The organism is Bacillus sp. 3a, from assembly GCF_017161885.1.
In the GTDB taxonomy this organism is placed as follows: Bacteria; Bacillota; Bacilli; order Bacillales; family Bacillaceae; genus Bacillus; species Bacillus safensis.
In genome coordinates this window covers 3,610,159-3,635,431 of record NZ_CP067376.1, presented here as the reverse complement: position 1 = coordinate 3,635,431, position 25,273 = coordinate 3,610,159, and the positions used below count along the sequence as shown (strand labels likewise).

Below are 25,273 nucleotides of genomic sequence, written 5' to 3'. Positions count from 1 at the left end.
CTATTTCAAAATGGAGATGATGAGGAAAGGGAGATCGGAAGGTAAGAGAAAGAGGGAGGGCACAATGAAAATAGCACAAGCAGCCAAACAGCTCGATTTATCCACTGCGACACTTAGATATTACGAAAATATTGGTTTGATTAGGGAAATCAAACGTGACGATCATGGGATTCGTGATTATACAGAGGAGGATCTTCAATGGATTGAATTTATCAAGTGTATGAGAAATGCAGGGCTCTCAATTGATGCGCTTAGAGAATATACAGCCTTATTTTTTGAGGATGATGATCATACGTTATCTTCGCGAAAAAACATTTTGGTCAATGAACGAGAAAGACTCGTCCAAAAACAAAAGGAAATCGAAGAGACCATTAAACGATTGGATTTCAAAATAGAAAGTTATGAAGATATTATCCACAATCATGAGAAAAAACTCGCCCATCAGCTGAAAACTCATTCTAATTAAACGAAGAAAAACCTGTGACAAGTCACAGGTTTTTTTGATAGAGTTATCTTTTTGTGTAACGCACCCAGTTATAATGGGCGTGGAGCGGGGTAACACCGTTGTAGGAGCCAAGCCATTCATCGACACCTGCACCATTCCACAGGTTCATCATAATTTTCCCTGGTGTTTGAGGAATTTGAGTGGTGGCGGTATGTTTTAATTGTCCATCGACATACCATTTGATAGAGTTTGGCTGCCAGTCAAATGCATACGTGTGATAAGAGTTCGCTGCATCGAAACCAAGGTTGACGATCTTTTCATGATTTCCTACACCATTGGTATAGTAGTTAAACTGTACCTTTGTCGTATCTTTTCCTAGAAATTCAATGTCAATCTCATCCCAAGGCGTACCATCAGTCGGTCCCGTATAAGTGAAGAAAGAAGAGACGATCCCTACATTTTTGGCTGGCTTCATGTTGACTTCATATAGCCCATAGCCGTACGTTTGAACGGAGCGGTTTTCTCCGCAGTCAAACTTGTTATAGGCGGGACTTGTGAGTGATAAACGCATTTCACCTGATGAGGTCATCGACACGTTATTTGCACGCCACGTACAGTTAAACATGTTTCCATTCGAGTATCCATCGGCTTTTTGCCATAACCCCGTATTATAGTTGTTAAAAGGTTCATAAAACGATCCACCCGTTTGTGCCGAGGCACCCGCAGTAAATGTGGATAAACTCAAGACTAATCCAGTGACGACCAGCATCAACATTCGTTTTACATGATAAGACATATAAGCATTCTCCTCTCCTTTTTGGAAGCGCTTTCTTAATAGATCATACATGATTCTGTTAAAATGGAAAATCGGTCTAATTTCTGATATTAAGCAGGAGAGGTTGCTAGAATCTTCCCTTATTCTTGGGAAATGAGGTATCAATAGAAAAGGATCAAAAACACCAGTAGTGATGGTTGGGTTTTTAATCCTTTATATATGTGTTTTCTTTTTTGATCAGCTACCGAAAAAACCTTTTTGTATGCTGTTTACTATTTTTCTGTAGCTGCAATATCTAATAAACAGCCTACAAGTTCTTTTTTCCTAGAATAGAACGGAAAATGATCAGCATCAAGGGTATAAATACGCTCAAAAGATCTAGTGGCATACATCTGTCTTTGCAAGTCAATCGGAATGGAGCGGTCTTTTGTTGTTTCAATATATACGCTAGGCACATGTCCAAAGCGTATATTTGTTAGAGAGACCTTATCTTCAAAAGGCTGAACAGGCTGTGGGCGTATATTCCTTTTGAACAATCGCAGATCTTCCTCCGAACTTTCGTTGAGCATATCCTCTGCAATGAATTCTTCTATTAATGTAAGGGTCTGATCCTTTTCGTTCAACGTTGCTTTAGGACCACCTGATGCAATATCACTGACGGCTTGTCCATTCTCTGGGACAAAGGCGCAGACGTATACAAGTTTTTTGATCTTCTCTGGTATTTCCTCTGCTGCTTGTGATATGACCATTCCGCTCATACTGTGTCCTACTAAAATGACAGGCTGGTCTATTTTTTCAATTGTTGAAACAACTTTTTTTACATAGCTTTTTAGTGATACGTCCTGTGGAGGCGTAACATCTTCGCCGCTGCCAGGTAAATCAATAGCAACTACTTTATGACCTTTTTGTTGAAGAGCAGGTGTTATTTGGTCCCAGCACCAGCCACCTTGAAATGCACCATGAACGAATAGGAATGTATTCAATGAGATCACCTCTATTGTTTGATGTAACTATTATAGTTACACTTAGAAATACAGTCAAATGATATCGATTAAAAAAGAATGATTGACAAAGCGGACAGTTGTCCGTAAGATAATACCGTTACAATTGTCCTAAAGAGAAGCAAAGAAATTTGATTTAACACATAGAGATACGTGCAATGTGGATGAAGGTAAAGAAGGTGAGCATGGTGGAAAAGGATATTGGGGAGGAAATTGAAGAGATCGCATTCTCCTTGTTTCAAGAATTTGGTGTAGAAAATGTCAGCATGCATAAAATTGCGAAAACAGCTGGTGTTGGGCAGGGCACTTTATACCGCCGCTACGCCAATAAAAGTGATTTGTGCCTTTCTATCCTTGGGGAGAGATTTGAACAGCTGATCCCAGCTTTGCATCTTTACTTGAGCAAAATAAGTGATCAGCCGGTCCGTGAACGTTTGCGCTACGTTCTCGAAGAAATTCATCTGATCGTCGGTCACCATTTAGACTGGATTCGAATGCTCACAATCTCTGGGAATTTAGAGCAGACAAGTAAAGTGTATGAGAGTCATTACAGTCAATCACTTAGACAAATCATTCGTGATTTGCTTGAAGAAGCGAGAGAAAAGGGAGAAGCGAACATACAGGATATAGAACTGACAACGTTATGTATGTCCTCTCCAATGACGCCTGAGCTCATGTTTTATATACATGAATCTGGCTATTCAATCGAAAAAATTGCTCAATTTGCTGCAGAAAAACAGATTTTATCCGTCTTTCAATAGACATGAAAGTGGCTCATTTCTGACCACCCTGACTTCCTAAGGTTCATCTAAATTGAAAAAGAAAAGGAGCCAACTTAATATGAACAAACAGAAAGCAGCAGCTTCTGAAATTCGAACGCTGCCCATTATTATTTCTTTTATCACGGCTGGATTTATTGGCTTGTTCAGTGAAACGGCATTAAACATGGCGCTGAGAAGTTTAACGTTAGACTTTGGAATTGAAGCGACGACTGCTCAGTGGCTGACAACAGGATATTTATTAACACTTGGTATTCTCGTACCGATTTCAGGACTCATTCTTCAATGGTTTACGACAAGACAGCTTTTCATTACATCGCTCGTCTTTTCAATCATCGGAACATTTATTGCGGCGGTTGCGCCGGTCTTTAGTATTTTAATGGTAGCACGTGTCGTGCAGGCAGTCGGCACAGCATTGCTTCTGCCGTTGATGTTTAATACGATTTTGGTCATCATCCCGCCTCATAAACGAGGCAGATCGATGGGGATTATTGGTCTTGTGATCATGTTTGCACCAGCTGTCGGTCCAACCGTCTCTGGTCTTATTCTGAAATCGCTGACGTGGCATTGGATTTTCTGGATTTCACTTCCTTTATTAATTGCTGCACTCGTATTTGGTTATATCTTTATGCAAAATATTACAGAACCAACAAGACCGAAAATCGATATCTTATCAATTGTGCTTTCAACCATTGGTTTCGGCGGAATTGTGTATGGCTTTAGCAGTGCCGGAGAAGGCGGCGGCTGGAGCAGTATGCATGTCATCGTGGCAATTGTCGTTGGTGTCATAGGGATTCTCGTGTTCTCCTTAAGACAGTTGAACATGAAAGAACCAATGCTGAACTTAAGCCCGTTTAAATATCCGATGTTTGTCATTGGGTTACTTCTGATTTTAGTGTGTATGATGGTGATGCTGTCTGCTATGATGATTTTGCCATTGTATCTACAAACGTCCTTGGCGCTTTCTACATTTACAGCAGGTTTAATGCTATTGCCAGGTGGAATTATCAACGGACTGCTATCCCCAATCATGGGTGGTCTATTTGATAAATTTGGTCCAAAATGGCTTGTCATTCCAGGTCTTGTCATTGTCGCAGCGACGATGTTTGGCTTTACGAATCTAAGTGTGAATACGTCGATTGGATTCATTGTAACCCTTCATATTACATTAATGATCGGAATTGCGATGATCATGATGCCTGCTCAAACAAATGGATTGAATCAGCTGCCGCCAGAGCTATATCCGCATGGTACAGCGATTATGAATACATTGCAGCAGGTGGCAGGAGCCATTGGTACTGCGATCGGTATCTCGATCCTTTCATCAGGAGCCCGCAGCTTTATGGAAAATGTGTCTGATCCCGCAAATCCGATGAATCAGCTGCTCGCCTTTACAAATGGCGTCCAGCATGCATTTATCTTTGCAGTGATCATGACGATCATCGGTTTGATTATTGCCTTCTTCATTAAACGAGTGAAGGTAGAACAGCAAGTATCATAAGAGAAATGAAAAGCACTGTGGACATAGCGTCGCAGTGCTTTTTTATTTGCTCAATGCTTGTTTCAAAGAGAGAGAAAACGGGGAGATAGGTAAAAAGTGAACAAATGAAAATTGCTGCTGATTCAGTAGGAGGAAAAGAGGAAAAGGAAACGAATGAGTAACTAAGAAATGAATAAGATAGGAGTCTGAGATCATGAACTTAGAAGAACAAATCAAAATCGCTGCTTCATTACGCCAGCCATCTGAAGATTCATTAGCGAGTCAATCGGAACTAAAGCCAGTACATCCTCCTGAAGTGAACAAAATGGAATATGATATTCCAACAAGTGCTGGCGAAACAAAGGTGTGGGTATTTAAGCCAGTGAACGCATCCAAACAGCTGCTTCCTGTTTTTGTGAATTTACATGGCGGCGGATTTATCATGGGCAGTGCTGAAATGGATAATCCATGGTGTCCAGTCATTGCAGACCGGGCGCAATGTATCGTTGTCAATGTCGAGTATCAGCTTGCACCCGAGCACCCTTTCCCAGCCGCTCTTCATGAATGCTACGATGTACTGAAGTGGCTGTATGAACATCCTGATGAGCTTCAAATCGATCGGAATGCATTAGCCATTGGTGGACATAGCGCAGGAGGAAATTTGGCAACGGCTGCTTGTCTATTGAATATTCAAAAAGGAAATACACTCCCAATTGCCTATCAAGTGCTTGATTATCCGCCGCTTGATCTTGCCACTGATCCAGCACAAAAACCAGCGTTTGAAGAAGCGATCCCAGTTGAATTGGCGAGACTCTTTAATTCCTTCTATCTGCAAGGCCAAGATCCGCACAATCCGCTCGTTTCTCCGGTTTTTGCAGATCGTTCATCCTTAGCACAAATGCCTCCAGCTCTCGTCATCACAGCAGAGAGGGATTCGCTGGCTGAAGAAGCGGAGCAATATGCTGCCAAGTTAAAAGAAGCTGGGGTAGACGTCACGTACAAACAATTTAAAGGTGTCCCTCACGGCTTCACGCACGCCGGAGATTTAGCCATAGCTGAAGAAGCTTGGCATCTGATGGGGGATCAACTAAAGAAGGCGTTTGAATAAAAAAGCAGAGTGATTCAAAAGCACAGGAGACAATGGGCCTGTGCTTTTATTACTGTTTCTGAAAAAGAAAAGTGAATGTAAAAAGGGTCAGATATCTTTCCTCAAGGAATTATCCCTGGCTACTATATGAATAAGACTCATTGGAATTCCATTTACCTTGATGCAGACATTTGTAGAGGAGTTAATTGAACATTCCTACCAATTGGTTTTTCAAAAATGAACAAAAAATTTCAACATGACATCCTCCAAAATGATTCAAAAGGAAGTGACTGCGGAGTTGTATGTAAGTTAGACATAATGCCATCATTTGACTCTCTTCAAAATTGACTTGAGCGAAACGCTGTCGTTATAATTTAACCAGTTAGAAGACGCGAATAGGGGGATATAAAATGGGCTATACAGTCATTACAGGAGCAAGCTCAGGTATTGGATATGAGGCGGCTCTCGCCTTTGCAGCAAGAGGGAAAAATCTTATATTAGCTGCACGCCGGCTCGATAAACTCCAAGAATTGAAGAAGAAGATTCATGATCAATATCCCGATATCAAAGTAGTCATACAGTCAGTCGATTTAACAAACATAGAGCAAGTGTATTCATTTTATGAGTCATTGTCAGATTATGAGCTGGATACGTTCATTAATAATGCAGGGTTTGGCCACTTTGGCTCTATAGGAGAACAAGATTTAAGTAAAATTGGGAATATGCTTCATCTGAATATCGAAGCATTAACGATTCTATCCACCTTATTTGTTCGTGATTATGAGCAAGTAGAGGGGGCTCAGCTCATTAACATTTCTTCACGAGCAGGCTATACAGTCGTTGGCAATGCGGTCACCTATTCAGCAACGAAGTTTTACGTGAGCGCCTTTACAGAAGGGCTGGCCCTAGAGTTGAAAGGAAAAGGAGCCAAATTACAGGCAAAAGTATTAGCGCCATCTGCGACAGAATCAGAATTTGCAAAGCGTTCATTGGATGTAGACGAATTTGAATATGAAGACAATTTCAAGAAATATCATACATCAAAAGAAATGGCAGCTTGTATGCTTGAGCTTTATGACAGTGAAAAAACAGTCGGTATTGTGGACGGAAAGACATTCGAATTTGAATTAAAAGATCCGATCTTTTCACATGCTGGTACAGTTATGAAATAAAGATTCCATCACTGAGGGAGATATCCTCAGTGATTTTTTTATGGTGTGATTGACTGTGTGGTCAAGCATAGGAGGAATGTAACAAGTGAAGGCGATGAAGCATCACAAAATTGCCCTTCATTACTATACAGAACAGGATTTTGTACGTCCTAGGAAGATCGCTCAAAATGGATACCGATTAGATGAGAAAAATGCTTTAAAGAAACTAATGAAAAAAACACCTTCGCGTTAGGTGTTTTTTTCATGCATTCTTTGATAAAACAAAGAATCACAAGTCCAGTAGATAAGACTGCTCATGATGATGATGGGTAAAGACGCCTTACTCCCAATTCCATCAATAAAAAAGAGCATAACAACCATTGCTATCAGTAAATACGCAGCTAAATAAAGAGGATGGAAAGCCTTTGGCTGCAAAGAAAACAATAACTGCAAAGGAACCGCAAAGACGAAATAAAAAACAAAAAAGATAGGAATATAAAATATCAGAAACGCAGGCTCAGCTTGAATAGGTGGAAATAAGCAGACAAACAAGCCGAGTAAAATAGAGCTGATGAATAGTGTGATTAGGATTTTGTAAAAGGGTTGAAGCGAATGCAAAATGTATACTCCTTTTTTGTAAAATTTACTATATTTTATCATAAATTCATTATCAAGCGTCGGTTATTTTTAAAATACGCCACCTTCAATACTCAACTTAATTACAGCAAAATTAGGTAATAAGAATTGAATAAATCATTAATATAACGCCCTTTTTACCTTTATTTGGTTCTATATCTTTGGCCTCATGTCGATGAATGAAGGTATGGTATAAAGTAAAGCCTATAGAAAGAGATTTAGCCATGAAATCCATCAAATGAGGAAAAGAGATGATCCAATGAACATGACAAAATGGTTAGGTGCTGTCCTTCTTTCTGTTTTATTACTGGTGACAGCAGCCTGTGCGAACACAGGCACTCAAGAGAATACTCAAAGCGAAAAAGAAAACGTATCCAATGAAACAAAAGAGAAAAACAAAGCAGTTGAAACAGGGAATAAGTCCTTATCAAATATTAAGGTATTAGCCACAGGGGGGACGATTGCTGGCAGTTCAGACAGTGATACAGATACGACGGGCTATAAATCTGGTGCACTTGGCATCGATAAAGTCATCGCTTCAGTTCCACAGCTGAAGGATATTGCAAATGTCACGGGTGAGCAGGTAGCGAATGTTGGAAGTGAAAATGTTGATGATGCTCTTCTTTTAAAATTAGCCAAGCGAGTGAATGAACTATTAAAAGATGATCAAGTAGATGGCATTGTCATCACGCATGGAACAGATACACTTGAAGAAACAGCTTACTTTTTACATCTGGTTGTCAAAAGTGATAAGCCTGTTGTGGTCGTTGGCTCAATGAGACCGGCATCGGCTATCAGTGCAGATGGCCCGCTTAACTTGTATCATGCGGTGAAAATTGCATCCACCAAAGAAGCAAAGGGCAAGGGGGTCATGGTCACATTAAATGATCGAATTGCTTCGGCTCGATTTATTACGAAAGCAAACACGACCACAACCGATGCCTTCAAGTCACTTGAGCAAGGATACATCGGAGTAGTTACTGGTGAAGTGGTGTCCTTTTATAACGAACCGACAAGAAAACATACAACTGAAAGCGACTTTGATGTATCGAAGATAAAAGAATTGCCACAAGTCGATATTTTATACGGCTATCAAAATGATCAAAAATATATGTATGATGCAGCAGTAAAAGCAGGTGCGAAAGGGATTGTTGTAGCCGCAGCAGGAAATGGAACGATGTCAACAGAAGCCATCAAAGGAGCAGCAGATGCAGTAAAAAAAGATGTGGTTCTCGTGCGATCAAGCCGTACAGGTAATGGGATTGTCACCCACGAAAAAACGGATGATGAACATCACTTTGTGTCGTCTGATTCATTAAACCCGCAAAAAGCACGTATTCTGCTCATGCTGGCACTAACGAAGACAAAAGATCCAGATAAAGTGCAGAGGTATTATGAACAATATTAATGAAGAAAAAGACCCGAGGTATATTGGGTCTTTTTTTATGCATGTTCCTGATGTTCAGCACGCTCCTTTAAAGAGAGTAAAATATGTCGCCAAATATCGTCTACATCAATAAGAAAGTGCCCTGCTTGATCTATATAATGGGTTTTGACGTTTGGAAGCGCCTGAGCTATTTTTTCTATTTCTACAAATGGAGCCATTGAATCTTCTTTTCCGTGCCAGACATCAACAGGGATTTGAATATCTTTCATAGCGAATGCCCATGGTTTCGAGAGTAAAATGGGTTCACGAATACATTCATCCACCGATTGACGAGTCGCTTCGTATAAATGTGTCATCATCATCTCTAACTGCTCATCGGTTTGAAGGAATTGCCGATCCCATGGATGTAAATGCTTGTTTCCGTTTTTGGCCAGCTTCTTAAATTTCTCTGGTTTGTTCTCAATCATTTTCTTCTGGGAACGATAGCTTGCTTTCAATAGCCAAGGAAACTTCTTACTAAGGAAAAAAGCCAATTTGTTTTCTTTCAGCATACTTTTAGGCGGTTTTCCGTCCCGAAAAGGGGTTGTACTTGAGATCAGTGCAGTTGAAAGGACGCGATCCGGCAATTGATAGGCACAACCAGCAGCGAATGCGCCGCCTCCAGATACACCCATCACTGAAAAATGTTGAATGCCAAGATCATCTGCCACTTCCAGCACGTCTTTTGCCCAGTCTAAAATTGTACGGTCAGGTAGAGGGGTAGATAAACCAAATCCAGGTCGATCCAAACAGATGAGACGAATGCCGAGCTCTTGAGAGATTGGATCATCATCTAAAAACATCATTCTTGATCCAGGTGTCCCATGAAAAAAGAATACTGGAAACCCTTCAAGATCACCGTATTGAGTCAAACCGATGTACCGGCCATCTTGTAAATGAATGCTTTGCATATTTTCATCCCCTTAATAGTTTAGATAACTTAAATGATGATGAGAGAAACACCGTATTAAGGCGCTTCTTTTGCAATCTGATAGATTTTTTCGTATAGAGATAGTAATGTTTTTAAATCTTCTTTTGGAAGCTTTGCATAATATTTTTGTATAAGGTGCAGTTGAATGTCTTCCGTATTCTTGTGATAGTCATGGCCCTTTTGAGCAAAATCAACAATGATTTCTCTTCGGTTATGTGGATTAATTTCTCGTTTGACATAGCCGAGCTTCTCAAGCTTTGATACAAGCTGGCTAGCTGCGCTGGCAGAAATCGAAAAGTAATCAGCTAATTCATTGATTGTTCTCGTTTTCGTGCGCAGCAGCTCAAGTGTCAGCTCTTGTTTGGCTGATAAATCTGCATACTCATGTTTTAAAAATCGCTGATACTCTTCTACATAAATTGAGCCTAGTGCATTCGAGTATTCAATGATCTTTTTACCGTAATGAATGATTTCCTCATCCAATGACATCACCTCTCTTTTATTATAGGCAATCTTTATATTTAAGTGAAGTTAAATATAAAGAAAAGTTAAATGAATGACGGATATACTTGAAAGGGAGATCACCGGTATATCCACTTTTTCATCAAAAAGGGACAAAGAATACTTCCCATGATTCCCGCACATTCATAAAATGTCGTTGGCTTGAATTTGAACACGTAGTACGCCAAAGTAGCCATGAAAAGGTCGCAGAAGAAAAATACGTATAAGTCCTTTTTGGTGATAGCGCAAATGACTGTTCTGTTAGTTTTCACATGAATCACTCCTTATGAAGTCCAATGCCTTTTTCATTGTATTATGAGGAAAATCCATTTATAATAAAAAAATAAACCAACTGGTCGGTTTTATTTTGTCCGTATGAAGAAATGCAGGGTAGAAAGGGATTGTGACACATGACAAGTACACAAAGCGGGGCTGGAAAGAGTGAGAAGACGAAGCAAAAAATCGTCACCGCTTCTCGTGATTTATTTGCGAAAAAAGGATATTCAGAAACATCCGTGCGCGATATTTTAGAGGCTGCTGAGGTGAGTAAAGGCAATCTCTATCATCATTTCAAAGGAAAAGAGTTTTTGTTTCTTCATATTATGGAAGAGGATCATCGTTTGATGATGGAAACATGGCATGAGGAGAAGAAAACACAGCACCGGGCTATCGATAAGCTCGCTGCATTTGCAGAGATGCTCAGTCAAATGGGCATTAACTACCCATTAATGAGAGCGAGTGAGGAATTTTGTGCCAGTGCTTTTACATCAGACGAAGTCATGGAGCGGCTGAACAAGATTGATGTCGATTTTGATGATGTGATGAGAGATATCTTACTTGAGGGAAATGAAGATGGCAGCTGGTCGATCCAGCATGTGGAGTCAAAAGTGAAAATATTACTTTCCGTTTTTTATGGATTAGACGTGTTATATAAAAATGACACCATTGAGCAGAAGAAAGAGTTACAAAAAGAGGCGATCTCATTGTTTATTCACGGAATCAACCATCATGAGTAACAAGTGAGTCAGTAAAGGGGAAACAAACATCATGCAAAAACCAATTCGTGAGCAAAAAGCAGTACTCGTGATTTTATTAAGTAATATATTTATTGCGTTTTTAGGCATTGGTCTCATTATTCCTGTCATGCCGCTATTCATGAATGTCATGCATCTAACAGGGAGTACGATGGGATACCTTGTGGCGGCGTTTGCCGTTGCTCAGCTCATCGCATCACCTATTGCAGGGAGATGGGTAGACCGCTACGGAAGAAAGATTATGATTGTGTCTGGGCTGTTTCTATTCGCGTTATCAGAACTCGTTTTTGGTCTTGGTACACACGTGTATGTTCTGTATTTTGCAAGGCTTCTAGGCGGTATTAGTGCGGCATTTATTATGCCGGCTGTCACTGCGTATGTCGCAGATATTACGACCGTTCAAGAAAGATCAAAGGCGATGGGATATGTCTCTGCGGCCATTAGTACCGGTTTTATCATTGGTCCGGGAATTGGCGGGTTTATTGCAGAATACGGCGTACGCCTGCCATTCTTCTTTGCGGCAGGGATTGCGTTTATTGCCGTCATTTCGTCTATGTTTATGCTGAAGGAGCCTTTAACAAAAGAAGAGCGAGAGAAGCAAATGAATGAAGTGAAAGAATCGACTTTCTTTAAAGATTTGAAAAAATCAATTCATCCAAGCTACCTCATCGCCTTTATCATTGTGTTTGTCCTCGCATTTGGACTATCTGCATATGAAACAGTCTTTAGCTTGTTCACAAATCATAAGTTTGGATTTGGTCCAAAAGATATTGCCGTCATCATTACCGTCAGCTCGATTGTGGCAGTCATCATCCAAGTACTTGTGTTTGGTAAACTGGTAAATGCCCTAGGAGAAAAAAGAGTCATTCAGCTATGTCTGATTATCGGGGCTGTCCTTGCTTTCGTTTCAACCGTTGTTTCAGGCTTTTTGGTTGTTCTGATTGTCACATGTGTCATTTTCCTTGCGTTTGATTTATTGCGTCCAGCATTAACGACCTTCTTATCTAAAATTGCTGGCAACCAGCAAGGATTTGTAGCAGGGATGAACTCTACCTACACAAGCCTAGGTACGATTTTCGGGCCGGCACTAGGCGGCATTTTATTCGATCAAAATATTCACTTCCCATTTTTATTCGCAGGTGTTGTCTTATTTCTTGGATTAGGCTTAACCCTGATATGGAAGGGGAAAGTGACAGAAGAAGCATCAGTAGAATAATATCATCCAGAATGTAAGAGACCTTTTAAATGAGGTCTCTTTTTTTAAAAAATTGCGCCTTTGATGCAAAATCCCTTTTTTGGCAAAGAATTCTCTATGTCAGCAACTTTTTCTTTATAATGGAAGGAAAGGAGGAGAAATCGTGCATCTTTGAGGCAGCAAAAGGCACCATTAATGAAAAAAGGAATTCGGCAGATCGATCCGGCATATCCAGTGTTTGTAGATGCGGTCATGGATGGCATGATACAAGGACATCTTTATGTAGATGATGAAGTGCATCCGCTAGTTTATTTTCTCGAAGCTTCATGCGGCATTTATTATGTTGCAGGAAGAAGTGAAGTGGAGCTGTTACGCTGCTCAGCCTTCATTGTGGATGTGTACGAAAGGCAGAAAAGACAAAACGGCCGATTTACCATATTTTCAGCAAATCCATTAACAGATGCGATGATGAAAAAATGTCTTGGGTCACATCTGAATGAGATGGAAAGACATGCGTACGTTTATCCACAGGAACATTCTCATGCCACTCAGCCTCATCCAGGCTATAGAGTAGAGCGGACAAATGAGCAGGTGATGACTGCAAGCAGTGCTTTCCCTCCTAGCTATTACGAAGCCTATTGGGGAGAAACAGCTCGTTTTCTATCAAAGGGAATCGGGATTGCCATTTTAGATAGAGAGAACGTGGTAAGTGAATGCGTCTCTATTTTTTCAAGTATGGATCGTGCGGAGATAGATATTTGGACAGATGAGTCTTATCGCGGAAAAGGTTTGGCGCTGCTGGCAGCTCAGCATATGATCAGCACCTGTCTTGAAAAAAAGAGGACACCGCATTGGGATTGCGATGTCCATCACCTAGCTTCAATCAAACTGGCAGAGAAGTTAGGCTTTCAGAGGCTCAAAACCTATCGATTGTTTTATGGTTCAAGATGAGAAGGTTTTGAGATACCAAGCATCCATTGCAGAATGCTCAGAGCCTTCAAGCGATTCTGAAAGAAGAGAAAAGCCATATCGCTGATAAAGGCCAATAGCCGCTGTTAATTCCCGGCGGGTTTCTAAATAACACGCTTCGTAGTATGTAGAGGCATATTCCAGCGCCGTATCCATCAGTTTTTTGCCCGCACCTTTTCCTTGTGCTTTTGGACTTAAATAGAGCTTTTGTAATTCACATACTCCCTTTGTAAATGGAGCAATCCCTACACCGCCCACAATCTCACCCTGCTCTTCAGCAATCCAATAGGCTGCATGAGTCAATGATTGATAGTATTCGTAAAGCTGGTCAAGTTGGGGATCAGTGTAGGCTGTTCCTTCAATCGCTAGATTCGCTGATTCTAGTGACTGGCGGATAATCGCTGCGATATACGGGTTGTCTTTTTGCTCAATGGGTCTAATGTTCATTTGAAGTACCTCCATTGTTATAGGTTAGGAGTTGATATCACATGTTCTGGCTGCAAACCGCCTTTTTTACAATCGTTGTCTTGTGTCTCTCATGGTGGGCAGGGAAAAGAAGCCGGCAGCGCCATGCGGGGTTCATTGTTCCAATATGCTTGATTTTATTTGGTTTGGTTTTATTGATTGTCAGTTTTTTTATTGGCAGATGGGAAGGCATGGTGCTTAGTCTAGCGAGTATCTCTATCGTTCTCTCTTCCATCATTTGTTTAATCATCGTCACTGGGATTCAATTTTTTAAAAAAGACGACTTTTCTTAAGCTGGAGCATCTGTATCCATCATGTTTTTATATTCTTCACGAAGGATGCCCATGATGATGACATCTGAGTATGTACCGTTGAAATAGAGCGCTTGGCGTCTTTTTCCTTCATATTGAAATCCGGCTTTCTCATAGCTTCGAAAGGCTCTTGGATTGTGGGAAAAGACTTCAAGCTCTAGACGGTTGAGTTCTAATGTGTCAAAGGCAAATGCTTGAACCATCCGAACAGCTTCAGTGCCATAGCCTTTTTGAAAATGCTCTGGCCCGTGAAGCGCAATGCGGAAGCTTGCCGTATGATTGATTGGATCAATGTCCACAATCGCCGCATCTCCAATCATCTCTTTCGTGTCTAGTAGACAAATGGCGAAATCTCGTCTGCTGTCATCCTGCAAAAAGCGGGTATAGGCGGAGCGAATTTCTTCTAGTGTGAACGTTTTGCGTGTGCCAGTCATATGAAGTGTTTCTGCATGCTGGCATCCTCTTTGAATACCAGGATAATCTTGTTCTTCAATCGGTCTCAAAAATATACGAGTCATGACGGATCACCCTCCTCTATATATCGAGAGATTTCAATTAAATTCAGATCAGGATCACGGATATAAACAGATTCAATTGGACCTAAAGTACCTGTGCGTCTGACCGGCCCCTCTTCAATGGGGACCACTTGCTTCCGGAGGTGCAGCAGCAAACTGTCCATGTCTAAATCGGTGATAAAGCACAAATCATGAGATCCAGGAAGAGGATGAGCCGCTTTTGGCTCAAATTCATGACCAGCTTCATGAAGGTTGATCTTCTGTAAACCAAAACGAAGCGCTTTACGGCCTTCACCAAAAGTTTCTTCCTTCATCCCTAATACGTTTGTATAAAAGCGAATGGTGTCCTCCATATGTTGTACAGTCAACACGATATGATCAAGTCGTCGTATCATCAGTCTCTCCTCCAAGTATGATCATTGATTGAACTGACTCTATTATATCATCACCTGAAGAGGATACCTTATTTAATCACGGTTTTATAGCTCCAGCTTTCCAAGGACATTTCCTTTCCACGCAGTACCCTTTCATCAAACTCCATCCAGCCATTTTTTCGGTAGAAATGACGATTGGCCTCGTTGTGTGTCATCAGTGTAAACAGTCCGCCGCCTTGCCGGGCGATAAAGGGAAAAAGGCATTGCTTTAACATGCGGCTTCCGAGTTTTTTTCCTTGCTGGTCTTTTGCCACGACAAGTGCTTCTAAATACCAGTAAGGCTGCTTTAAGGAAGAACATGCTTTTTTCGCCTCCTTTAACACACGGAACACATGCTGAACCGCCGATATACCGCCAATGAAGAGCAGCTTTAACCCACCTGATAACACATAATCCATGACGCCTGGTTCAGGAAGACGCGGATGCTTTAAAAGGGCAGCAGACACAATGTTCTCGTTCTCAACCCCGACCAAACAGATTTGATGCTGAAAATACACCTTTGTATTGACCAAATGCAGCTGACGAGCGAAAGCAGACCGGTTTGATACCTTTTCACATAATAGGTCAAAAAATGAATAGTCCTGAAACGAATCATCTAACAACTCTGCCACTTGAGGCAGTTCATCCTCTCTAGCAAGTCTGAAATGAAACATAGCATGGTCCTCCTTTACTGAACACATATAGATTATTGAACATGTGTTGATTATAATAAGAAGTAAACCAATCGAACATCGGCAATGGATGAGATCCTGTTCATAAATAGACATTTGGCGCCTGATTGTTCAGCAATGGAGGGGATGTCATGAAGGACAGACGAACAATCAAAACAAAAAAAGCCATTCGGGAAAGCTTCCTTGAGCTGTTAAAGGAAAAGGAAGTGCAGCAGATTACGGTATCAGAGCTATCGAGGAAAGCGGATTTAGGCAGGGGAACTTTCTATTTACACTATCAAGATGTGTTTGATTTATATGAACAGCTTGAGAAAGAACTATTCGATCAGCTCGGGGGATTATATGATGAAACCTTTCCGAGTCAGGACCCTCTTGATATGCTTTCCTTTTTAAACAAAACGACCGAGTACTTGAAAGAGAATCAATATATGTTGACGTTATTTGTAAAACCAAATGGCCCAACGACCAATCAATTCAAAGCGTTTTTCAAAGAAAAAATCATGAAAGAGTGGCAGCTTGATCAGCGGCCGATTACAGAGAATGAGCAAATAGAGGCCTCTTTTGTCGTGTCTGGTGTCGTGGGTGTACTCGAGGAATGGATTCACGAAGAAATGACCATTGATGCCGGCAAGCTCGCGCATAAATTATACGAGCTTCTCGTCAAGGTGGAACAGGAATCGTAAAAAGGGAGAAAGTTATGTAGCCTTTGTCTTTCCTTTTTGATAAAATAGAATATATGTTCTTATTTGAAGTAAGGGAGTGGTGGGATTGAGTGAGAAAAGGAAACTGCTTTTTTATGGGGCGATGAGTATCGATGGATATTTAGCGAGAGAGGATCACAGGCTCGATTGGCTAATAGGGACAGAGGGCGAAGATGAAACGAGCTACGACACCTTTTATGCGTCAGTCGATACACTGATCATGGGGCGCAATACATATGAACAAGTGCTTCAGCTGTCACCAGATGGGTTTCCTTATGAAGGAAAGACATGTTATATCATGTCACGTACGTTACAAGACAGTCTGGAAGGAACCCATATCATTCGCGAAGATGTCTTATCATTTGTGAAAAAATTAAAGAATGAAACAGGCCGGAATATTTGGATTGTCGGCGGCGGGGGACTGCTTCAATCTTTCATAAAAGAAAGAATGGTTGATGAGCTTTTTCTTCAAATCGTACCTGTCATCATTGGAAGGGGAATTCCTCTCTTTTCGCCGGCGGATCTGGAATCTAGGTTCTCATTACAGGAAGTACATCAATATAAACAAATTGCTGAAATGCATTTTATCTTAAAAGAAGAGGATCACTGAACCAAGGTGGTCTTTTTTTTATGAAATAAACTCGTTGACAAGAAAATATCCTAGTGTTAGGATAAATTTATCCTAGTTTTAGGATTTCTTGAAAAAGGAGTAGTTGCCATGGTGCAGCATGATCATGAATTAGATTTAAGGCTATTCCGCGTGTGGATGAAAGCCTATCAAGCCCTTTTTACAAATATCCAAAAAGACATTGAACGTTATGATATCGGATTTGAAAACTTTCAGATCCTTGAATTGCTCTACAGTAAAGGGCCTCAGCCTGTTCAAAAAATTAGCGATATCCTGTCAATCCCAAGTGGAAGCATAACATATGTCGTGAATAAACTAGAAAAACAAGAACTGGTGAAAAGGCAATGTGCGCCTTCAGATAAGCGGGTATTTCATGTATGGCTGACGGAAAAAGGGAAGCAATTGTTTGACGATATTTTCCCTAAACACACAGAGGTCATTTCGCAAAATCTAGCCTTTATTGAAAAAGAAGAAAAAGAGCAGCTCATTGAATTACTGAAAAAAATCGGTTTAGGTGCAAAACTACTTCGCGAAAAGGGGAAACAAGATGACACTCAGCTTTGATACGTTGGTACGTGAAAGACGATCCGCATCAAATTTTTTGCCAAATATCTCGATTTCGAGAGAAGAGCTTAACAGCATATTTGAAGAGGTCAAGCTGGCACCATCTGCTTTTAACTTACAGCATACACAATATGTTGTCGTCCAAACAGAAGAGCTGAAAGAACAAGTAAGAGAAGCGGCATTTGGACAATATAAAGTGCACTCTGCTTCAGCAGCGATCATCGTACTCGGAGATCCAAAAGCTTATGAGCACGCAGGGAACATATATGAAGGCCTAAAAATGCTAGGCATTATCAATGCGCAGCAATATGAAGAAATGGTCAGAGAGACCATGAGCTTTTATGTGCAGAGAGGAGCCGATTTCCAGAAGGAAGAGGCGATCCGCAATGCTTCCTTATCTGCCATGCTGTTTATGCTTGCCGCTAAAAATAAAGGCTGGGATACTTGCCCGATGATCGGTTTTGATCCCGAAGCAATGAAAAAGGTATTAAACATTCAATCAGATTTGGTTCCTGTGTTAATGATTACACTTGGAAAAGAAAAAGTAGAGAGCAGACAAGCGAGAGGCTATAGAAAGCCAGTTTCTGAATTTGTGACATATTTATAAGACAGGGGGTTCCCATCATGGAACTAGGAATTAGTACATTTGTTGAAACAACACCCGATTTTCAAACAGGAAAAACAGTCAGTCACGCACAGCGTATTCGAGAAGTAGTAGAAGAAATTATTTTAGCAGATCAAGTCGGTCTCGATGTATTTGGCGTAGGTGAGCATCACCGTGAGGATTTCGCCGCTTCGAATCCAGCTGTCGTCTTAGCGGCTGCAGCCACACAAACAAAAAATATTCGTCTGACAAGTGCAGTGACAGTTCTTTCATCAGCAGATCCTGTTCGTGTATTTCAGGATTTTGCAACGCTGGATGGACTATCAAACGGACGTGCAGAAATTATGGCAGGCCGTGGTTCATTTATTGAATCATTCCCGCTCTTTGGCTATGACCTTGATGACTATGAAGAATTATTTGAAGAAAAACTTGATTTGCTGTTGAAATTACAGCAGTCAGAGCGTGTAACATGGAGCGGAAAGCATCGCCCGTCCATTCAGGATGTTGGGGTGTACCCAAGACCTGTTCAAGATCCGCTTCCAATCTGGATCGGCAGTGGAGGAAACCGTGAATCTGTCGTACGTGCTGGATTACTAGGGTTACCGCTTGTACTTGCCATCATTGGCGGAAGTCCTAGACAGTTCGCACCGCTCGTTCAGCTGTACAAGCAAGCGGCAGTGCACGCTGGACATGACCCTGAGAAATTAACTGTAGCATCACATTCTCATGGATTTGTTGCGGCAGAAACAGACCTGGCAGCAGATCAATTCTTCCCATCTACACAGCATGTGATGAACACATTAGCGAGAGAGCGCGGCTGGGGACCTTATACTCGTTCTACGTTTGATGCAGCGAGAACTTTAGAAGGGGCGCTGTATGTAGGGGATCCAGATACAGTGGCAGAGAAAGTCATTCACCTTAGAAAAAATGTAGGCATCACACGTTTTATGCTTCATGTACCGGTTGGTTCAATGCCGCATGATCAAGTGCTGAAAGCCATTGAGCTATTTGGAAAAGAAGTGGCTCCTAAAGTAAGAGAAGAAGTTGCCCGCTGGGAAGCTGAGCAAAAATAAATAAAAAGGCCGATCAAGAGAATAGGCTTGATCGGCCTTTTCTTATGCTTAAATATCAATGACACATGGTTTTACTGTAGGGCATTTGGCAGCAGAAGCAAATGGTGTGATTGCCAAGGAGAAGAGGAAAACAAGTTGAAAACAGATGAGCCATTTTTTCATGAAAACACCTCCGTTCACAATTGTTTCACTAGATTGAGATGAGGATAAAAGCATAGAAGTATGTAACGCACTCTATCCAGCATAAGACAATGATATCATAATTTTCAAAAAAATGAAAAAATAAACTTACAAAAGTTCTAAATTATGGTATAGTTTATATGTTCAACAAAAAAGGGAGGGATTTTTTTATGAAAAAGGTCATGTCTTCTGTTTTGGTTGGAGCAATTGTCTTAACGGGTGCTGGAGTCACAACTGCCCCAGTGGAAGCAAAGGAGCAAACAAACAGTGAAGTAACGGCTCAGGCCAGTCGAACTGTTTCAGTAACAAGCACATATACGACATCAAACATCCCAGAAAGTATTGTATATGCAGAGGATGGCTGGGTAGGGATTTTAAAACAAACCTCTATTGAAGAATTAGGATTAGGAAAATATAGAGTCACATTTACTGGAACAGTGGTACGCGATCCGGGATTTAATTAAATAAAACGCAAAGCTGACAGGTGGACAAGCCTGTCAGCTTTTTTCATGAGGATAATAAAGAATCATTTGCATCCGTACCATTTGTTCTCCGGTTTGTTTATACGTGTGCGTCCGGTCCGCTTTAAAACGAATAGAGTCTCCGGCTTTTAAGGTGTATTGTTCATCACCAATGGATAAATCAAGGACTCCCTCAAAAACAGTGATCAATTCCTCTGTTCCCCCAATGTGTTCACTCGCACGAAGCGACCCGCCTCGATCAATTTCCACTCGGTACATTTCAAATTTCCCCCGGTCATCGAAAGGGAAAGTCGTGTATACACGATATTTTCCATCATCTTCAGTTAAAACCTGTGCATCTTCCTTGCGTACTACCTTGATTTCAGGAAGTGGTGCGTGAATGAGCTCGCTAAAAGATACCTTTAATCCGTTGGCGATTTTCCACAAAGTCGTGATGGTAGGGGTCGATTCTCCTCTTTCAATTTGTCCAATCATCGTCTTGCTGACACCAGTTAATTCTGCCATCTTTTCGAGGCTTAATTTTTTTTGATCTCTCAGAAGCCTCACATTTTTAGAAATAATCGATTGTACGTCTTCCATGAAAAAAGCTCCTTTCTCTATTTACTTTATAAAGACCGAACGTTACAATAAAACGTAATGTACGCAATAAAGTAATTAAAGTCTAAATAACGTATAAGGGAGGCGGCATTTTGATTGTATCCATGTTGATCTATGCTTTTGTTAGCAGCTTTACTCCAGGGCCCAACAACATCATGGCCATGGTCTTTACGAATAAATATGGGGTCAAGCAAACATTTCGATTTTGTTTAGGTGTAGGTATCGGATTTCTCGTCATTTTGTGTTTGAGCTGCTTCTTTAATCTCATTCTTTATCAAGTGATGCCGAAAATAGGCTGGGTCATGGCGTTCATCGGAGCTGCATACATGATTTATTTAGCGGTCAAAATCATGAAAAGTAAAGGCGGGGATGACGAAACACTTGATCGCTACAATCATTTTATCCCTGGTATGATGCTACAATTTATCAACCCAAAAGCGATCTTGTATGGATTGACTGTGATTTCAACATTTGTTTTGCCATATGGACAATCTAATATGCAGTATGTCATATGGACGCTGATTCTCGCACTCATTGGCTTTCTCGGTACATTCAGCTGGAGCTTATTTGGCTCTTTGTATAAGCGTTTTTTGACTGCTTACGAAAAACCGTTCCAGTATGTGATGGGGCTGCTTCTGATATACAGTGCGATTTCGATGATATGGGGCTATGTGATGTAAGTAGTCAGGAGTTTGGCAGCTGTCTGCCCATCACAACAGTATCATAATATAATCCGTCACTCAGCCGTTTATCGTTTTTTAATACGCCTTCAATCAAAAAGCCGTGGTTCTCATATAAGCGAATGGCTTTTTTGTTCGTTTCCAGCACTTGAAGTGACATCTTCTGAATACCCTGCTGATCTGCCCAGTCGATTGAAGCGGCTAAAAGCTCTTTCCCGATGTGATAGCCCCAAGCATCTTTCTGGATGGCGACGCCAAATGTCACTTTGTGAGCAGAGCGCTTGAGTGAATGGCCCTCGCATCTTGAAAAACCAACAATTTTTCCTTCAATAGCAGCGACCAAAAATAAATGCCGGCTTTGCTTGCTATCCTCTTGAATCAAAGCCTCAAATGCTTTTTCATCAAGAAAGGCTTCGCCTGGTTCACGGTCTAAATATTCTGTTTCACCATCGATTTTCAGTCTGAGAGCTGATAACTGTTTGGCATCGGCCGCTGAAGCGGACCGAATATGATAGGTCAACCCACGAACTGTAAATATTTTTTCAGAGATGATCATGAAATAGAACACCAACCCTTCTTTCTAATATGTCTATCATACCTGAAACGTGTACATCGCACACTCAGATGTTTTGTATCTTTCAAAAAGGCTAAATGAATAGTATCAAACGTGGAGGTGGAACAAATGAGTAAAGAAAAAGGACATATGGATAAAGCGAAAGGAAAAACAAATCAAGTCAAAGGTCAAGTCAAAGAAAAGCTTGGTGAAGCAACCGATCATCAAAACTTGAAAGCAGAAGGGAAAAAGGATCAAGCAAAAGGAAAGCTTCAAGATAAAAAAGGAGATGTCAAAAATAAGCTGAACGAGTAGAACCGAAACCAGTGCGTTGCTTCATGTATTCCTCATCACATGTCTTTCATCAAAAAAATGAATAGATGTGTGAAAAGAATTGATTATACGCTCTCACGATCATCATGTAGACTTGAGAAAGAAGACATAATCAAGGGAGATGGATGAAATGGAGCACGTGTGGGGAAAAGTTGACGAGTATATCACAGACAAGTTGATTCCTAAAGATGACGTATTGGAGCAAACCCTTACTCATAATAAGCAAGCAGGCCTGCCAGAAATTGATGTGTCACCAGCTCAAGGGAAAATGCTTTATTTATTAGCAAAAACGAAGAATGCAAAGCGCATTTTAGAAATCGGGACACTCGGTGGATACAGTACTATTTGGCTGGCGCGTGCTCTTGAAGAAGATGGGGAACTCATCACATTAGAGGCTGTCAGCCATCATGTACAGATCGCACAGCAAAACATCAGCAGAGCGGGCTTATCAGAACGGGTGAGCATTTTGGAAGGAAAGGCATTAGATACGTTATCTCAGTTAAAAGAGAAGGCTGCGCTTCCATTCGATTTCATTTTCATTGATGCAGATAAACCGAACAATCCGAAATATCTGAAGTGGGCGTTACATTTCTCGAAAAAGGGAACAGTCATTATTGCAGACAATGTCGTCAGAAATGGTGCAGTCCTTCATGACTCAGATGAGGATGAACGAGTACAAGGAACTCGTGAATTTTTCGATTTACTCAAACAAGAACCGAGAATAGAGGCAACAGCGATTCAAACTGTTGGGGAAAAAGGTTATGATGGATTTGTATACGGAATCGTCAAATGAAACAAAGCTTAACCACATGTGGTTAAGCTTTTTCTTTTAGAAAAACCATCTAGCAGTGCCCATCAGCATGACGCCGGCAAGAACAGTAAGTGACAGGCTTTTTGTCCAAACAGCAATGAGTACAGTAGGAGTCAAGACAGCAAGATACATCCAGTGAATGGTGACGCCTGTGCCTGTTGATGTATGGATGAAGAGATGCTCTGCAATCAAAGCTGTAAAGATACAAATAGGAATAAACGATAACCATTTCAGCACCACTTCAGGCAGCTGAATACTCCGTACAAATATAAAGGGTACGACTCTCGGAATGACGGTGACGATCATACAACCAACAATGAGCCATAACATAAAGCTGCTAATCATTTATCTGTCACCACCCCAATAGTTGCGACAAGTACAGTTGCTATGAGAACAGCCACATGTGATGGAACAAAATGAAGCAGAACAAACATAGCAATGACCATATACAACACAAGTGACAGGCGATGAGTTAACTTATTTTTGGGTACTGTCTGTAACGAAAGGACTAGCAGTGCAGCAAACATCGCTGATAAAGCAAAATCTAGACCAAGCGCTTCAGGATTTGAAATCCAGTGTCCAAAAATGCCGCCAAGTATGCAGGCCGCAATCCAGCATAAATACGCCGTTAAGTTCAGTCCGTGCATCCACCTGTTATTCAGCTTTCCTTGCTGCGCTAATTTATTTATCGCTACACCGAAGGATTCATCAGTCAGCAATAGACCGAATCCTATATTTTGTTTCACAGAGTAGCGTGTGAAATGAGGAGCAAGCGTCAGGCTGAGCAATAAATGTCGCAGATTGACAATAAATGTGGTGAAAATAATAGCGGAAAGGGGACTCCCTGTCACAAGCAGTGCACAGATAATAAACTGTGAAGCACCTGCGTAAATAAAAATCGATAAAAGCGCAATGTCCCATATACTTAACTGTGCGCTAATTCCAACAATTCCGAAGGCAAACCCAATACTCATATAACCGAGCAGAGTTGGCACACAATCTTTTATTCCCTCGAGAAACGGTTCATGTTCCGTGCTGGGAATGTGTTTCCTCGCTTCAATATCCAACGTCCTCTACTCCTTTTCTCCGTGGCCACCTATAGTTTTACTTACTATATGAAAACGAATTCAGCATGTCAATACCGTTTATCTTCTATTATATGAAGAAAGATGGTGACAAAAAAGGATTGAACTCAACTAGAATTTGTTATAAAGTAATCTGAAAATAAAAACAAATGAGGTGACGACAATGCAATGGAAGCCTTTATTTGAACATGATGTACCAAACGCCCTCCGTCCATAACGGAGAGTGATCTCCGTTTGTGGATATGGCGATCAATATATCCAGTAACGGAGGGGAAAAGATGAAGGAAAAATATATAGGCGCCCTTTACCTAGCAATCGCTGCAAGTATTTGGGGCGGCATGTACGTTGTTGTCAAAGTAACAGTAGCGGTGGTTCCGCCGCTTGAGCTAGTATGGATGAGATATGCTGTAGCAGGAATCGTGCTGGTGTGCACCATTTGGCGCTTGGGCTATTCCTTTCGATTAGATAAAAAAGATATCCCGCTTGTTGTCATGATCGGATTGATCGGAAATTTCCTATCAATTGTGACCCAAGAAATTGGCACCATGTATACGTCGGCACAAATGGGGGCTGTGATTACATCTGCGACCCCTGCTTTTATGGTGCTGTTTGCGTTCTTTCTATTAAAAGAAGCCATGACTGTTCGAAAGTGCGCATCCATCCTGCTTGCGACAGCAGGTGTATGGCTCATGATTGGACCAGTCGCAGTGCAAACAGATGAATTTGTTGGCGGTCTTTCTTTAGTTTTCGCTGCTTTAACTTGGGCACTGATGTCTGTTTTGCTGAAACGAGTTCCAGGAAAATACCCTCAAGTCGTGACGACCACATATGCGATCATCATTGCATTCATTGTCTTAACACCAGCTGTTTTATTTCGCCTACCTCATCTAGATGTGGAGCAGATGGCAAGGCCAGAGATTTGGGGCGGCATTCTCTATCTAGGCATCATCTCAACAGCTCTAGCATTCTTTTTGTGGAATAGAGGGCTTCAATTGATGGATGCCTCGAGCGGCGGTCTGTTCTTTTTCTTTCAACCGATCGTAGGGGCAGCTCTCGGCTGGCTGCTTTTAGGTGAAGAGATGGGGATACGCTCATTCATTGGGATTCTATGTATCTTTGCAGGAGTCTATACTGTACTGCGTCAAAAGGAATAAGAAGAGATGTCCCTTATAAAAG

At 41.2% G+C, this 25,273-nt stretch carries 33 protein-coding genes; 21 read left to right on the top strand and 12 right to left on the bottom strand.

The annotated features are described in order from the left end of the window. Positions 1-64: 64 nt before the first annotated feature. Positions 65-466: a MerR family transcriptional regulator gene (locus tag JJ692_RS18390; protein WP_044335105.1), complete on the top strand. Its 402-nt coding sequence runs from the start codon at positions 65-67 to the stop codon at positions 464-466. A gap of 43 nt (positions 467-509) precedes the next feature. Here the strand turns inward: JJ692_RS18390 and bglS are convergent, their stop codons facing one another. Both bglS and JJ692_RS18380 read right to left on the bottom strand, forming a co-directional pair. Then, positions 510-1,241 carry a beta-glucanase gene (bglS, locus tag JJ692_RS18385; RefSeq protein WP_122631439.1) on the bottom strand — a complete coding sequence of 244 codons (732 nt, stop codon included), beginning with the start codon at positions 1,239-1,241 and terminating at the stop codon, positions 510-512. A gap of 251 nt (positions 1,242-1,492) precedes the next feature. Continuing rightward, entirely contained in the window at positions 1,493-2,212 is a 720-nt protein-coding gene (locus JJ692_RS18380) for an alpha/beta fold hydrolase (RefSeq protein WP_241257998.1), read from the bottom strand. Positions 2,213-2,406: 194 nt separating this feature from the next. Between JJ692_RS18380 and JJ692_RS18375 the strand changes: the two genes are divergently transcribed. From JJ692_RS18375 to JJ692_RS18350, 6 genes are all read left to right on the top strand, one after another. Next, positions 2,407-2,982, top strand: coding sequence for a TetR/AcrR family transcriptional regulator (locus tag JJ692_RS18375; RefSeq protein ID WP_206698596.1), 576 nt, complete (start codon positions 2,407-2,409; stop codon positions 2,980-2,982). 79 nt (positions 2,983-3,061) lie between these two features. Then, entirely contained in the window at positions 3,062-4,501 is a 1,440-nt protein-coding gene (locus JJ692_RS18370) for a DHA2 family efflux MFS transporter permease subunit (RefSeq protein WP_034622733.1), read from the top strand. A gap of 193 nt (positions 4,502-4,694) precedes the next feature. Then, on the top strand, positions 4,695-5,588 hold the full coding sequence (locus JJ692_RS18365; RefSeq protein WP_024425408.1) for an alpha/beta hydrolase: 894 nt from the start codon (positions 4,695-4,697) through the stop codon (positions 5,586-5,588). Positions 5,589-5,977: 389 nt separating this feature from the next. Continuing rightward, positions 5,978-6,739: an SDR family NAD(P)-dependent oxidoreductase gene (locus JJ692_RS18360; protein WP_122631436.1), complete on the top strand. Its 762-nt coding sequence runs from the start codon at positions 5,978-5,980 to the stop codon at positions 6,737-6,739. A gap of 85 nt (positions 6,740-6,824) precedes the next feature. Beyond that, positions 6,825-6,971, top strand: a complete 147-nt coding sequence (locus JJ692_RS18355) for a hypothetical protein (protein WP_180992606.1) — start codon at positions 6,825-6,827, stop codon at positions 6,969-6,971. Positions 6,972-7,613: 642 nt separating this feature from the next. Beyond that, a complete protein-coding gene (locus JJ692_RS18350) occupies positions 7,614-8,762 on the top strand; it encodes a type II asparaginase (RefSeq protein WP_044335118.1) in 1,149 nt (382 codons plus the stop codon). 35 nt (positions 8,763-8,797) lie between these two features. Here the strand turns inward: JJ692_RS18350 and JJ692_RS18345 are convergent, their stop codons facing one another. Continuing rightward, positions 8,798-9,691: an alpha/beta fold hydrolase gene (locus tag JJ692_RS18345; protein WP_206534061.1), complete on the bottom strand. Its 894-nt coding sequence runs from the start codon at positions 9,689-9,691 to the stop codon at positions 8,798-8,800. A gap of 56 nt (positions 9,692-9,747) precedes the next feature. Next, the gene (locus JJ692_RS18340) at positions 9,748-10,200 is read right to left on the bottom strand and encodes a MarR family winged helix-turn-helix transcriptional regulator (protein ID WP_025093559.1); all 453 of its coding nucleotides are present in this window, start codon (positions 10,198-10,200) and stop codon (positions 9,748-9,750) included. 422 nt (positions 10,201-10,622) lie between these two features. Here JJ692_RS18340 and JJ692_RS18335 point away from each other — a divergent pair, with 422 nt between their 5' ends. The 3 genes from JJ692_RS18335 to JJ692_RS18325 all read left to right on the top strand — a co-directional run bounded on the left by JJ692_RS18335 (position 10,623) and on the right by JJ692_RS18325 (position 13,392). Continuing rightward, positions 10,623-11,228, top strand: coding sequence for a TetR/AcrR family transcriptional regulator (locus tag JJ692_RS18335; protein WP_206534060.1), 606 nt, complete (start codon positions 10,623-10,625; stop codon positions 11,226-11,228). Between the two features lie 31 nt (positions 11,229-11,259). Continuing rightward, positions 11,260-12,462: an MFS transporter gene (locus tag JJ692_RS18330; protein ID WP_044335126.1), complete on the top strand. Its 1,203-nt coding sequence runs from the start codon at positions 11,260-11,262 to the stop codon at positions 12,460-12,462. Between the two features lie 150 nt (positions 12,463-12,612). Further along, complete coding sequence (locus tag JJ692_RS18325) at positions 12,613-13,392, top strand: GNAT family N-acetyltransferase (protein WP_241257996.1); 780 nt, start codon at positions 12,613-12,615, stop codon at positions 13,390-13,392. Here JJ692_RS18325 and JJ692_RS18320 read toward each other — a convergent pair. After that, positions 13,384-13,857: a GNAT family N-acetyltransferase gene (locus tag JJ692_RS18320; RefSeq protein WP_122631432.1), complete on the bottom strand. Its 474-nt coding sequence runs from the start codon at positions 13,855-13,857 to the stop codon at positions 13,384-13,386. The two genes, JJ692_RS18325 and JJ692_RS18320, sit on opposite strands and share 9 nt — an antisense overlap. Positions 13,858-13,898: 41 nt before the next feature. Here JJ692_RS18320 and JJ692_RS18315 point away from each other — a divergent pair, with 41 nt between their 5' ends. Next, positions 13,899-14,168: a YesK-like family protein gene (locus JJ692_RS18315; RefSeq protein ID WP_122631431.1), complete on the top strand. Its 270-nt coding sequence runs from the start codon at positions 13,899-13,901 to the stop codon at positions 14,166-14,168. On the opposite strand, the gene JJ692_RS18310 is transcribed toward JJ692_RS18315, so the two are convergent. The 3 genes from JJ692_RS18310 to JJ692_RS18300 all read right to left on the bottom strand — a co-directional run bounded on the left by JJ692_RS18310 (position 14,165) and on the right by JJ692_RS18300 (position 15,788). Next, positions 14,165-14,704 (bottom strand): GNAT family N-acetyltransferase, encoded by a 540-nt coding sequence (locus tag JJ692_RS18310; RefSeq protein ID WP_122631430.1) that lies wholly within the window; start codon positions 14,702-14,704, stop codon positions 14,165-14,167. The two genes, JJ692_RS18315 and JJ692_RS18310, sit on opposite strands and share 4 nt — an antisense overlap. Next, a complete protein-coding gene (locus tag JJ692_RS18305) occupies positions 14,701-15,096 on the bottom strand; it encodes a VOC family protein (RefSeq protein WP_024425420.1) in 396 nt (131 codons plus the stop codon). Before JJ692_RS18305 ends, JJ692_RS18310 begins: the two co-directional genes overlap by 4 nt. Positions 15,097-15,164: 68 nt before the next feature. After that, a complete protein-coding gene (locus JJ692_RS18300; protein ID WP_206534059.1) occupies positions 15,165-15,788 on the bottom strand; it encodes a GNAT family N-acetyltransferase in 624 nt (207 codons plus the stop codon). A 149-nt stretch (positions 15,789-15,937) separates the two neighbouring features. On the opposite strand from JJ692_RS18300, the gene JJ692_RS18295 reads away from it, so the two are divergent. The 6 genes from JJ692_RS18295 to JJ692_RS18270 all read left to right on the top strand — a co-directional run bounded on the left by JJ692_RS18295 (position 15,938) and on the right by JJ692_RS18270 (position 20,020). Continuing rightward, a complete protein-coding gene (locus tag JJ692_RS18295; protein WP_044335136.1) occupies positions 15,938-16,489 on the top strand; it encodes a TetR/AcrR family transcriptional regulator in 552 nt (183 codons plus the stop codon). 85 nt (positions 16,490-16,574) lie between these two features. Further along, positions 16,575-17,117, top strand: a complete 543-nt coding sequence (locus JJ692_RS18290) for a dihydrofolate reductase family protein (RefSeq protein ID WP_206534058.1) — start codon at positions 16,575-16,577, stop codon at positions 17,115-17,117. 108 nt (positions 17,118-17,225) lie between these two features. Beyond that, entirely contained in the window at positions 17,226-17,699 is a 474-nt protein-coding gene (locus JJ692_RS18285; RefSeq protein WP_073204028.1) for a MarR family winged helix-turn-helix transcriptional regulator, read from the top strand. After that, the gene (locus tag JJ692_RS18280) at positions 17,683-18,306 is read left to right on the top strand and encodes a nitroreductase family protein (protein ID WP_024425425.1); all 624 of its coding nucleotides are present in this window, start codon (positions 17,683-17,685) and stop codon (positions 18,304-18,306) included. The genes JJ692_RS18285 and JJ692_RS18280 overlap by 17 nt, the downstream gene beginning before the upstream one ends. A 17-nt stretch (positions 18,307-18,323) precedes the next feature. After that, positions 18,324-19,376, top strand: coding sequence for an LLM class flavin-dependent oxidoreductase (locus tag JJ692_RS18275; protein ID WP_024425426.1), 1,053 nt, complete (start codon positions 18,324-18,326; stop codon positions 19,374-19,376). A 350-nt stretch (positions 19,377-19,726) separates the two neighbouring features. Then, positions 19,727-20,020 carry a hypothetical protein gene (locus tag JJ692_RS18270; RefSeq protein ID WP_044335140.1) on the top strand — a complete coding sequence of 98 codons (294 nt, stop codon included), beginning with the start codon at positions 19,727-19,729 and terminating at the stop codon, positions 20,018-20,020. A 33-nt stretch (positions 20,021-20,053) separates the two neighbouring features. Here the strand turns inward: JJ692_RS18270 and JJ692_RS18265 are convergent, their stop codons facing one another. Further along, a complete protein-coding gene (locus tag JJ692_RS18265) occupies positions 20,054-20,617 on the bottom strand; it encodes a helix-turn-helix domain-containing protein (RefSeq protein WP_044335142.1) in 564 nt (187 codons plus the stop codon). Positions 20,618-20,727: 110 nt separating this feature from the next. Between JJ692_RS18265 and JJ692_RS18260 the strand changes: the two genes are divergently transcribed. Beyond that, complete coding sequence (locus JJ692_RS18260) at positions 20,728-21,315, top strand: LysE family transporter (RefSeq protein ID WP_024425429.1); 588 nt, start codon at positions 20,728-20,730, stop codon at positions 21,313-21,315. Positions 21,316-21,319: 4 nt separating this feature from the next. Here the strand turns inward: JJ692_RS18260 and JJ692_RS18255 are convergent, their stop codons facing one another. Continuing rightward, a complete protein-coding gene (locus JJ692_RS18255; protein ID WP_206534057.1) occupies positions 21,320-21,871 on the bottom strand; it encodes a GNAT family N-acetyltransferase in 552 nt (183 codons plus the stop codon). A gap of 126 nt (positions 21,872-21,997) precedes the next feature. Here JJ692_RS18255 and JJ692_RS18250 point away from each other — a divergent pair, with 126 nt between their 5' ends. Continuing rightward, entirely contained in the window at positions 21,998-22,183 is a 186-nt protein-coding gene (locus JJ692_RS18250) for a CsbD family protein (protein WP_024427790.1), read from the top strand. Between the two features lie 148 nt (positions 22,184-22,331). Further along, on the top strand, positions 22,332-22,994 hold the full coding sequence (locus JJ692_RS18245) for an O-methyltransferase (protein WP_024425432.1): 663 nt from the start codon (positions 22,332-22,334) through the stop codon (positions 22,992-22,994). 36 nt (positions 22,995-23,030) lie between these two features. Here the strand turns inward: JJ692_RS18245 and JJ692_RS18240 are convergent, their stop codons facing one another. Then, positions 23,031-23,357: an AzlD domain-containing protein gene (locus JJ692_RS18240; protein WP_025093547.1), complete on the bottom strand. Its 327-nt coding sequence runs from the start codon at positions 23,355-23,357 to the stop codon at positions 23,031-23,033. After that, positions 23,354-24,079 carry an AzlC family ABC transporter permease gene (locus tag JJ692_RS18235; protein WP_024427788.1) on the bottom strand — a complete coding sequence of 242 codons (726 nt, stop codon included), beginning with the start codon at positions 24,077-24,079 and terminating at the stop codon, positions 23,354-23,356. The genes JJ692_RS18240 and JJ692_RS18235 overlap by 4 nt, the downstream gene beginning before the upstream one ends. A gap of 296 nt (positions 24,080-24,375) precedes the next feature. Here JJ692_RS18235 and JJ692_RS18230 point away from each other — a divergent pair, with 296 nt between their 5' ends. Then, entirely contained in the window at positions 24,376-25,251 is an 876-nt protein-coding gene (locus tag JJ692_RS18230; RefSeq protein ID WP_122631427.1) for a DMT family transporter, read from the top strand. Positions 25,252-25,273 lie beyond the last annotated feature (22 nt).

Coding starts and splice junctions, on each gene's coding strand:
- JJ692_RS18270 (WP_044335140.1), top strand. CDS start 19,727: ATGAAAAAGGTCATGTCTTCTGTTTTGGTTGGAGCAATTGTCTTAACG.
- JJ692_RS18295 (WP_044335136.1), top strand. CDS start 15,938: ATGAAGGACAGACGAACAATCAAAACAAAAAAAGCCATTCGGGAAAGC.
- JJ692_RS18350 (WP_044335118.1), top strand. CDS start 7,614: ATGAACATGACAAAATGGTTAGGTGCTGTCCTTCTTTCTGTTTTATTA.
- bglS (WP_122631439.1), bottom strand. CDS start 1,241: ATGTCTTATCATGTAAAACGAATGTTGATGCTGGTCGTCACTGGATTA.
- JJ692_RS18360 (WP_122631436.1), top strand. CDS start 5,978: ATGGGCTATACAGTCATTACAGGAGCAAGCTCAGGTATTGGATATGAG.
- JJ692_RS18390 (WP_044335105.1), top strand. CDS start 65: ATGAAAATAGCACAAGCAGCCAAACAGCTCGATTTATCCACTGCGACA.
- JJ692_RS18365 (WP_024425408.1), top strand. CDS start 4,695: ATGAACTTAGAAGAACAAATCAAAATCGCTGCTTCATTACGCCAGCCA.
- JJ692_RS18250 (WP_024427790.1), top strand. CDS start 21,998: ATGAGTAAAGAAAAAGGACATATGGATAAAGCGAAAGGAAAAACAAAT.
- JJ692_RS18265 (WP_044335142.1), bottom strand. CDS start 20,617: ATGGAAGACGTACAATCGATTATTTCTAAAAATGTGAGGCTTCTGAGA.
- JJ692_RS18245 (WP_024425432.1), top strand. CDS start 22,332: ATGGAGCACGTGTGGGGAAAAGTTGACGAGTATATCACAGACAAGTTG.
- JJ692_RS18340 (WP_025093559.1), bottom strand. CDS start 10,200: ATGTCATTGGATGAGGAAATCATTCATTACGGTAAAAAGATCATTGAA.
- JJ692_RS18320 (WP_122631432.1), bottom strand. CDS start 13,857: ATGAACATTAGACCCATTGAGCAAAAAGACAACCCGTATATCGCAGCG.
- JJ692_RS18335 (WP_206534060.1), top strand. CDS start 10,623: ATGACAAGTACACAAAGCGGGGCTGGAAAGAGTGAGAAGACGAAGCAA.
- JJ692_RS18315 (WP_122631431.1), top strand. CDS start 13,899: ATGTTCTGGCTGCAAACCGCCTTTTTTACAATCGTTGTCTTGTGTCTC.
- JJ692_RS18305 (WP_024425420.1), bottom strand. CDS start 15,096: ATGATACGACGACTTGATCATATCGTGTTGACTGTACAACATATGGAG.
- JJ692_RS18240 (WP_025093547.1), bottom strand. CDS start 23,357: ATGATTAGCAGCTTTATGTTATGGCTCATTGTTGGTTGTATGATCGTC.
- JJ692_RS18330 (WP_044335126.1), top strand. CDS start 11,260: ATGCAAAAACCAATTCGTGAGCAAAAAGCAGTACTCGTGATTTTATTA.
- JJ692_RS18280 (WP_024425425.1), top strand. CDS start 17,683: ATGACACTCAGCTTTGATACGTTGGTACGTGAAAGACGATCCGCATCA.
- JJ692_RS18310 (WP_122631430.1), bottom strand. CDS start 14,704: ATGACTCGTATATTTTTGAGACCGATTGAAGAACAAGATTATCCTGGT.
- JJ692_RS18370 (WP_034622733.1), top strand. CDS start 3,062: ATGAACAAACAGAAAGCAGCAGCTTCTGAAATTCGAACGCTGCCCATT.
- JJ692_RS18275 (WP_024425426.1), top strand. CDS start 18,324: ATGGAACTAGGAATTAGTACATTTGTTGAAACAACACCCGATTTTCAA.
- JJ692_RS18285 (WP_073204028.1), top strand. CDS start 17,226: ATGGTGCAGCATGATCATGAATTAGATTTAAGGCTATTCCGCGTGTGG.
- JJ692_RS18300 (WP_206534059.1), bottom strand. CDS start 15,788: ATGTTTCATTTCAGACTTGCTAGAGAGGATGAACTGCCTCAAGTGGCA.
- JJ692_RS18375 (WP_206698596.1), top strand. CDS start 2,407: ATGGTGGAAAAGGATATTGGGGAGGAAATTGAAGAGATCGCATTCTCC.
- JJ692_RS18345 (WP_206534061.1), bottom strand. CDS start 9,691: ATGCAAAGCATTCATTTACAAGATGGCCGGTACATCGGTTTGACTCAA.
- JJ692_RS18255 (WP_206534057.1), bottom strand. CDS start 21,871: ATGATCATCTCTGAAAAAATATTTACAGTTCGTGGGTTGACCTATCAT.
- JJ692_RS18230 (WP_122631427.1), top strand. CDS start 24,376: ATGAAGGAAAAATATATAGGCGCCCTTTACCTAGCAATCGCTGCAAGT.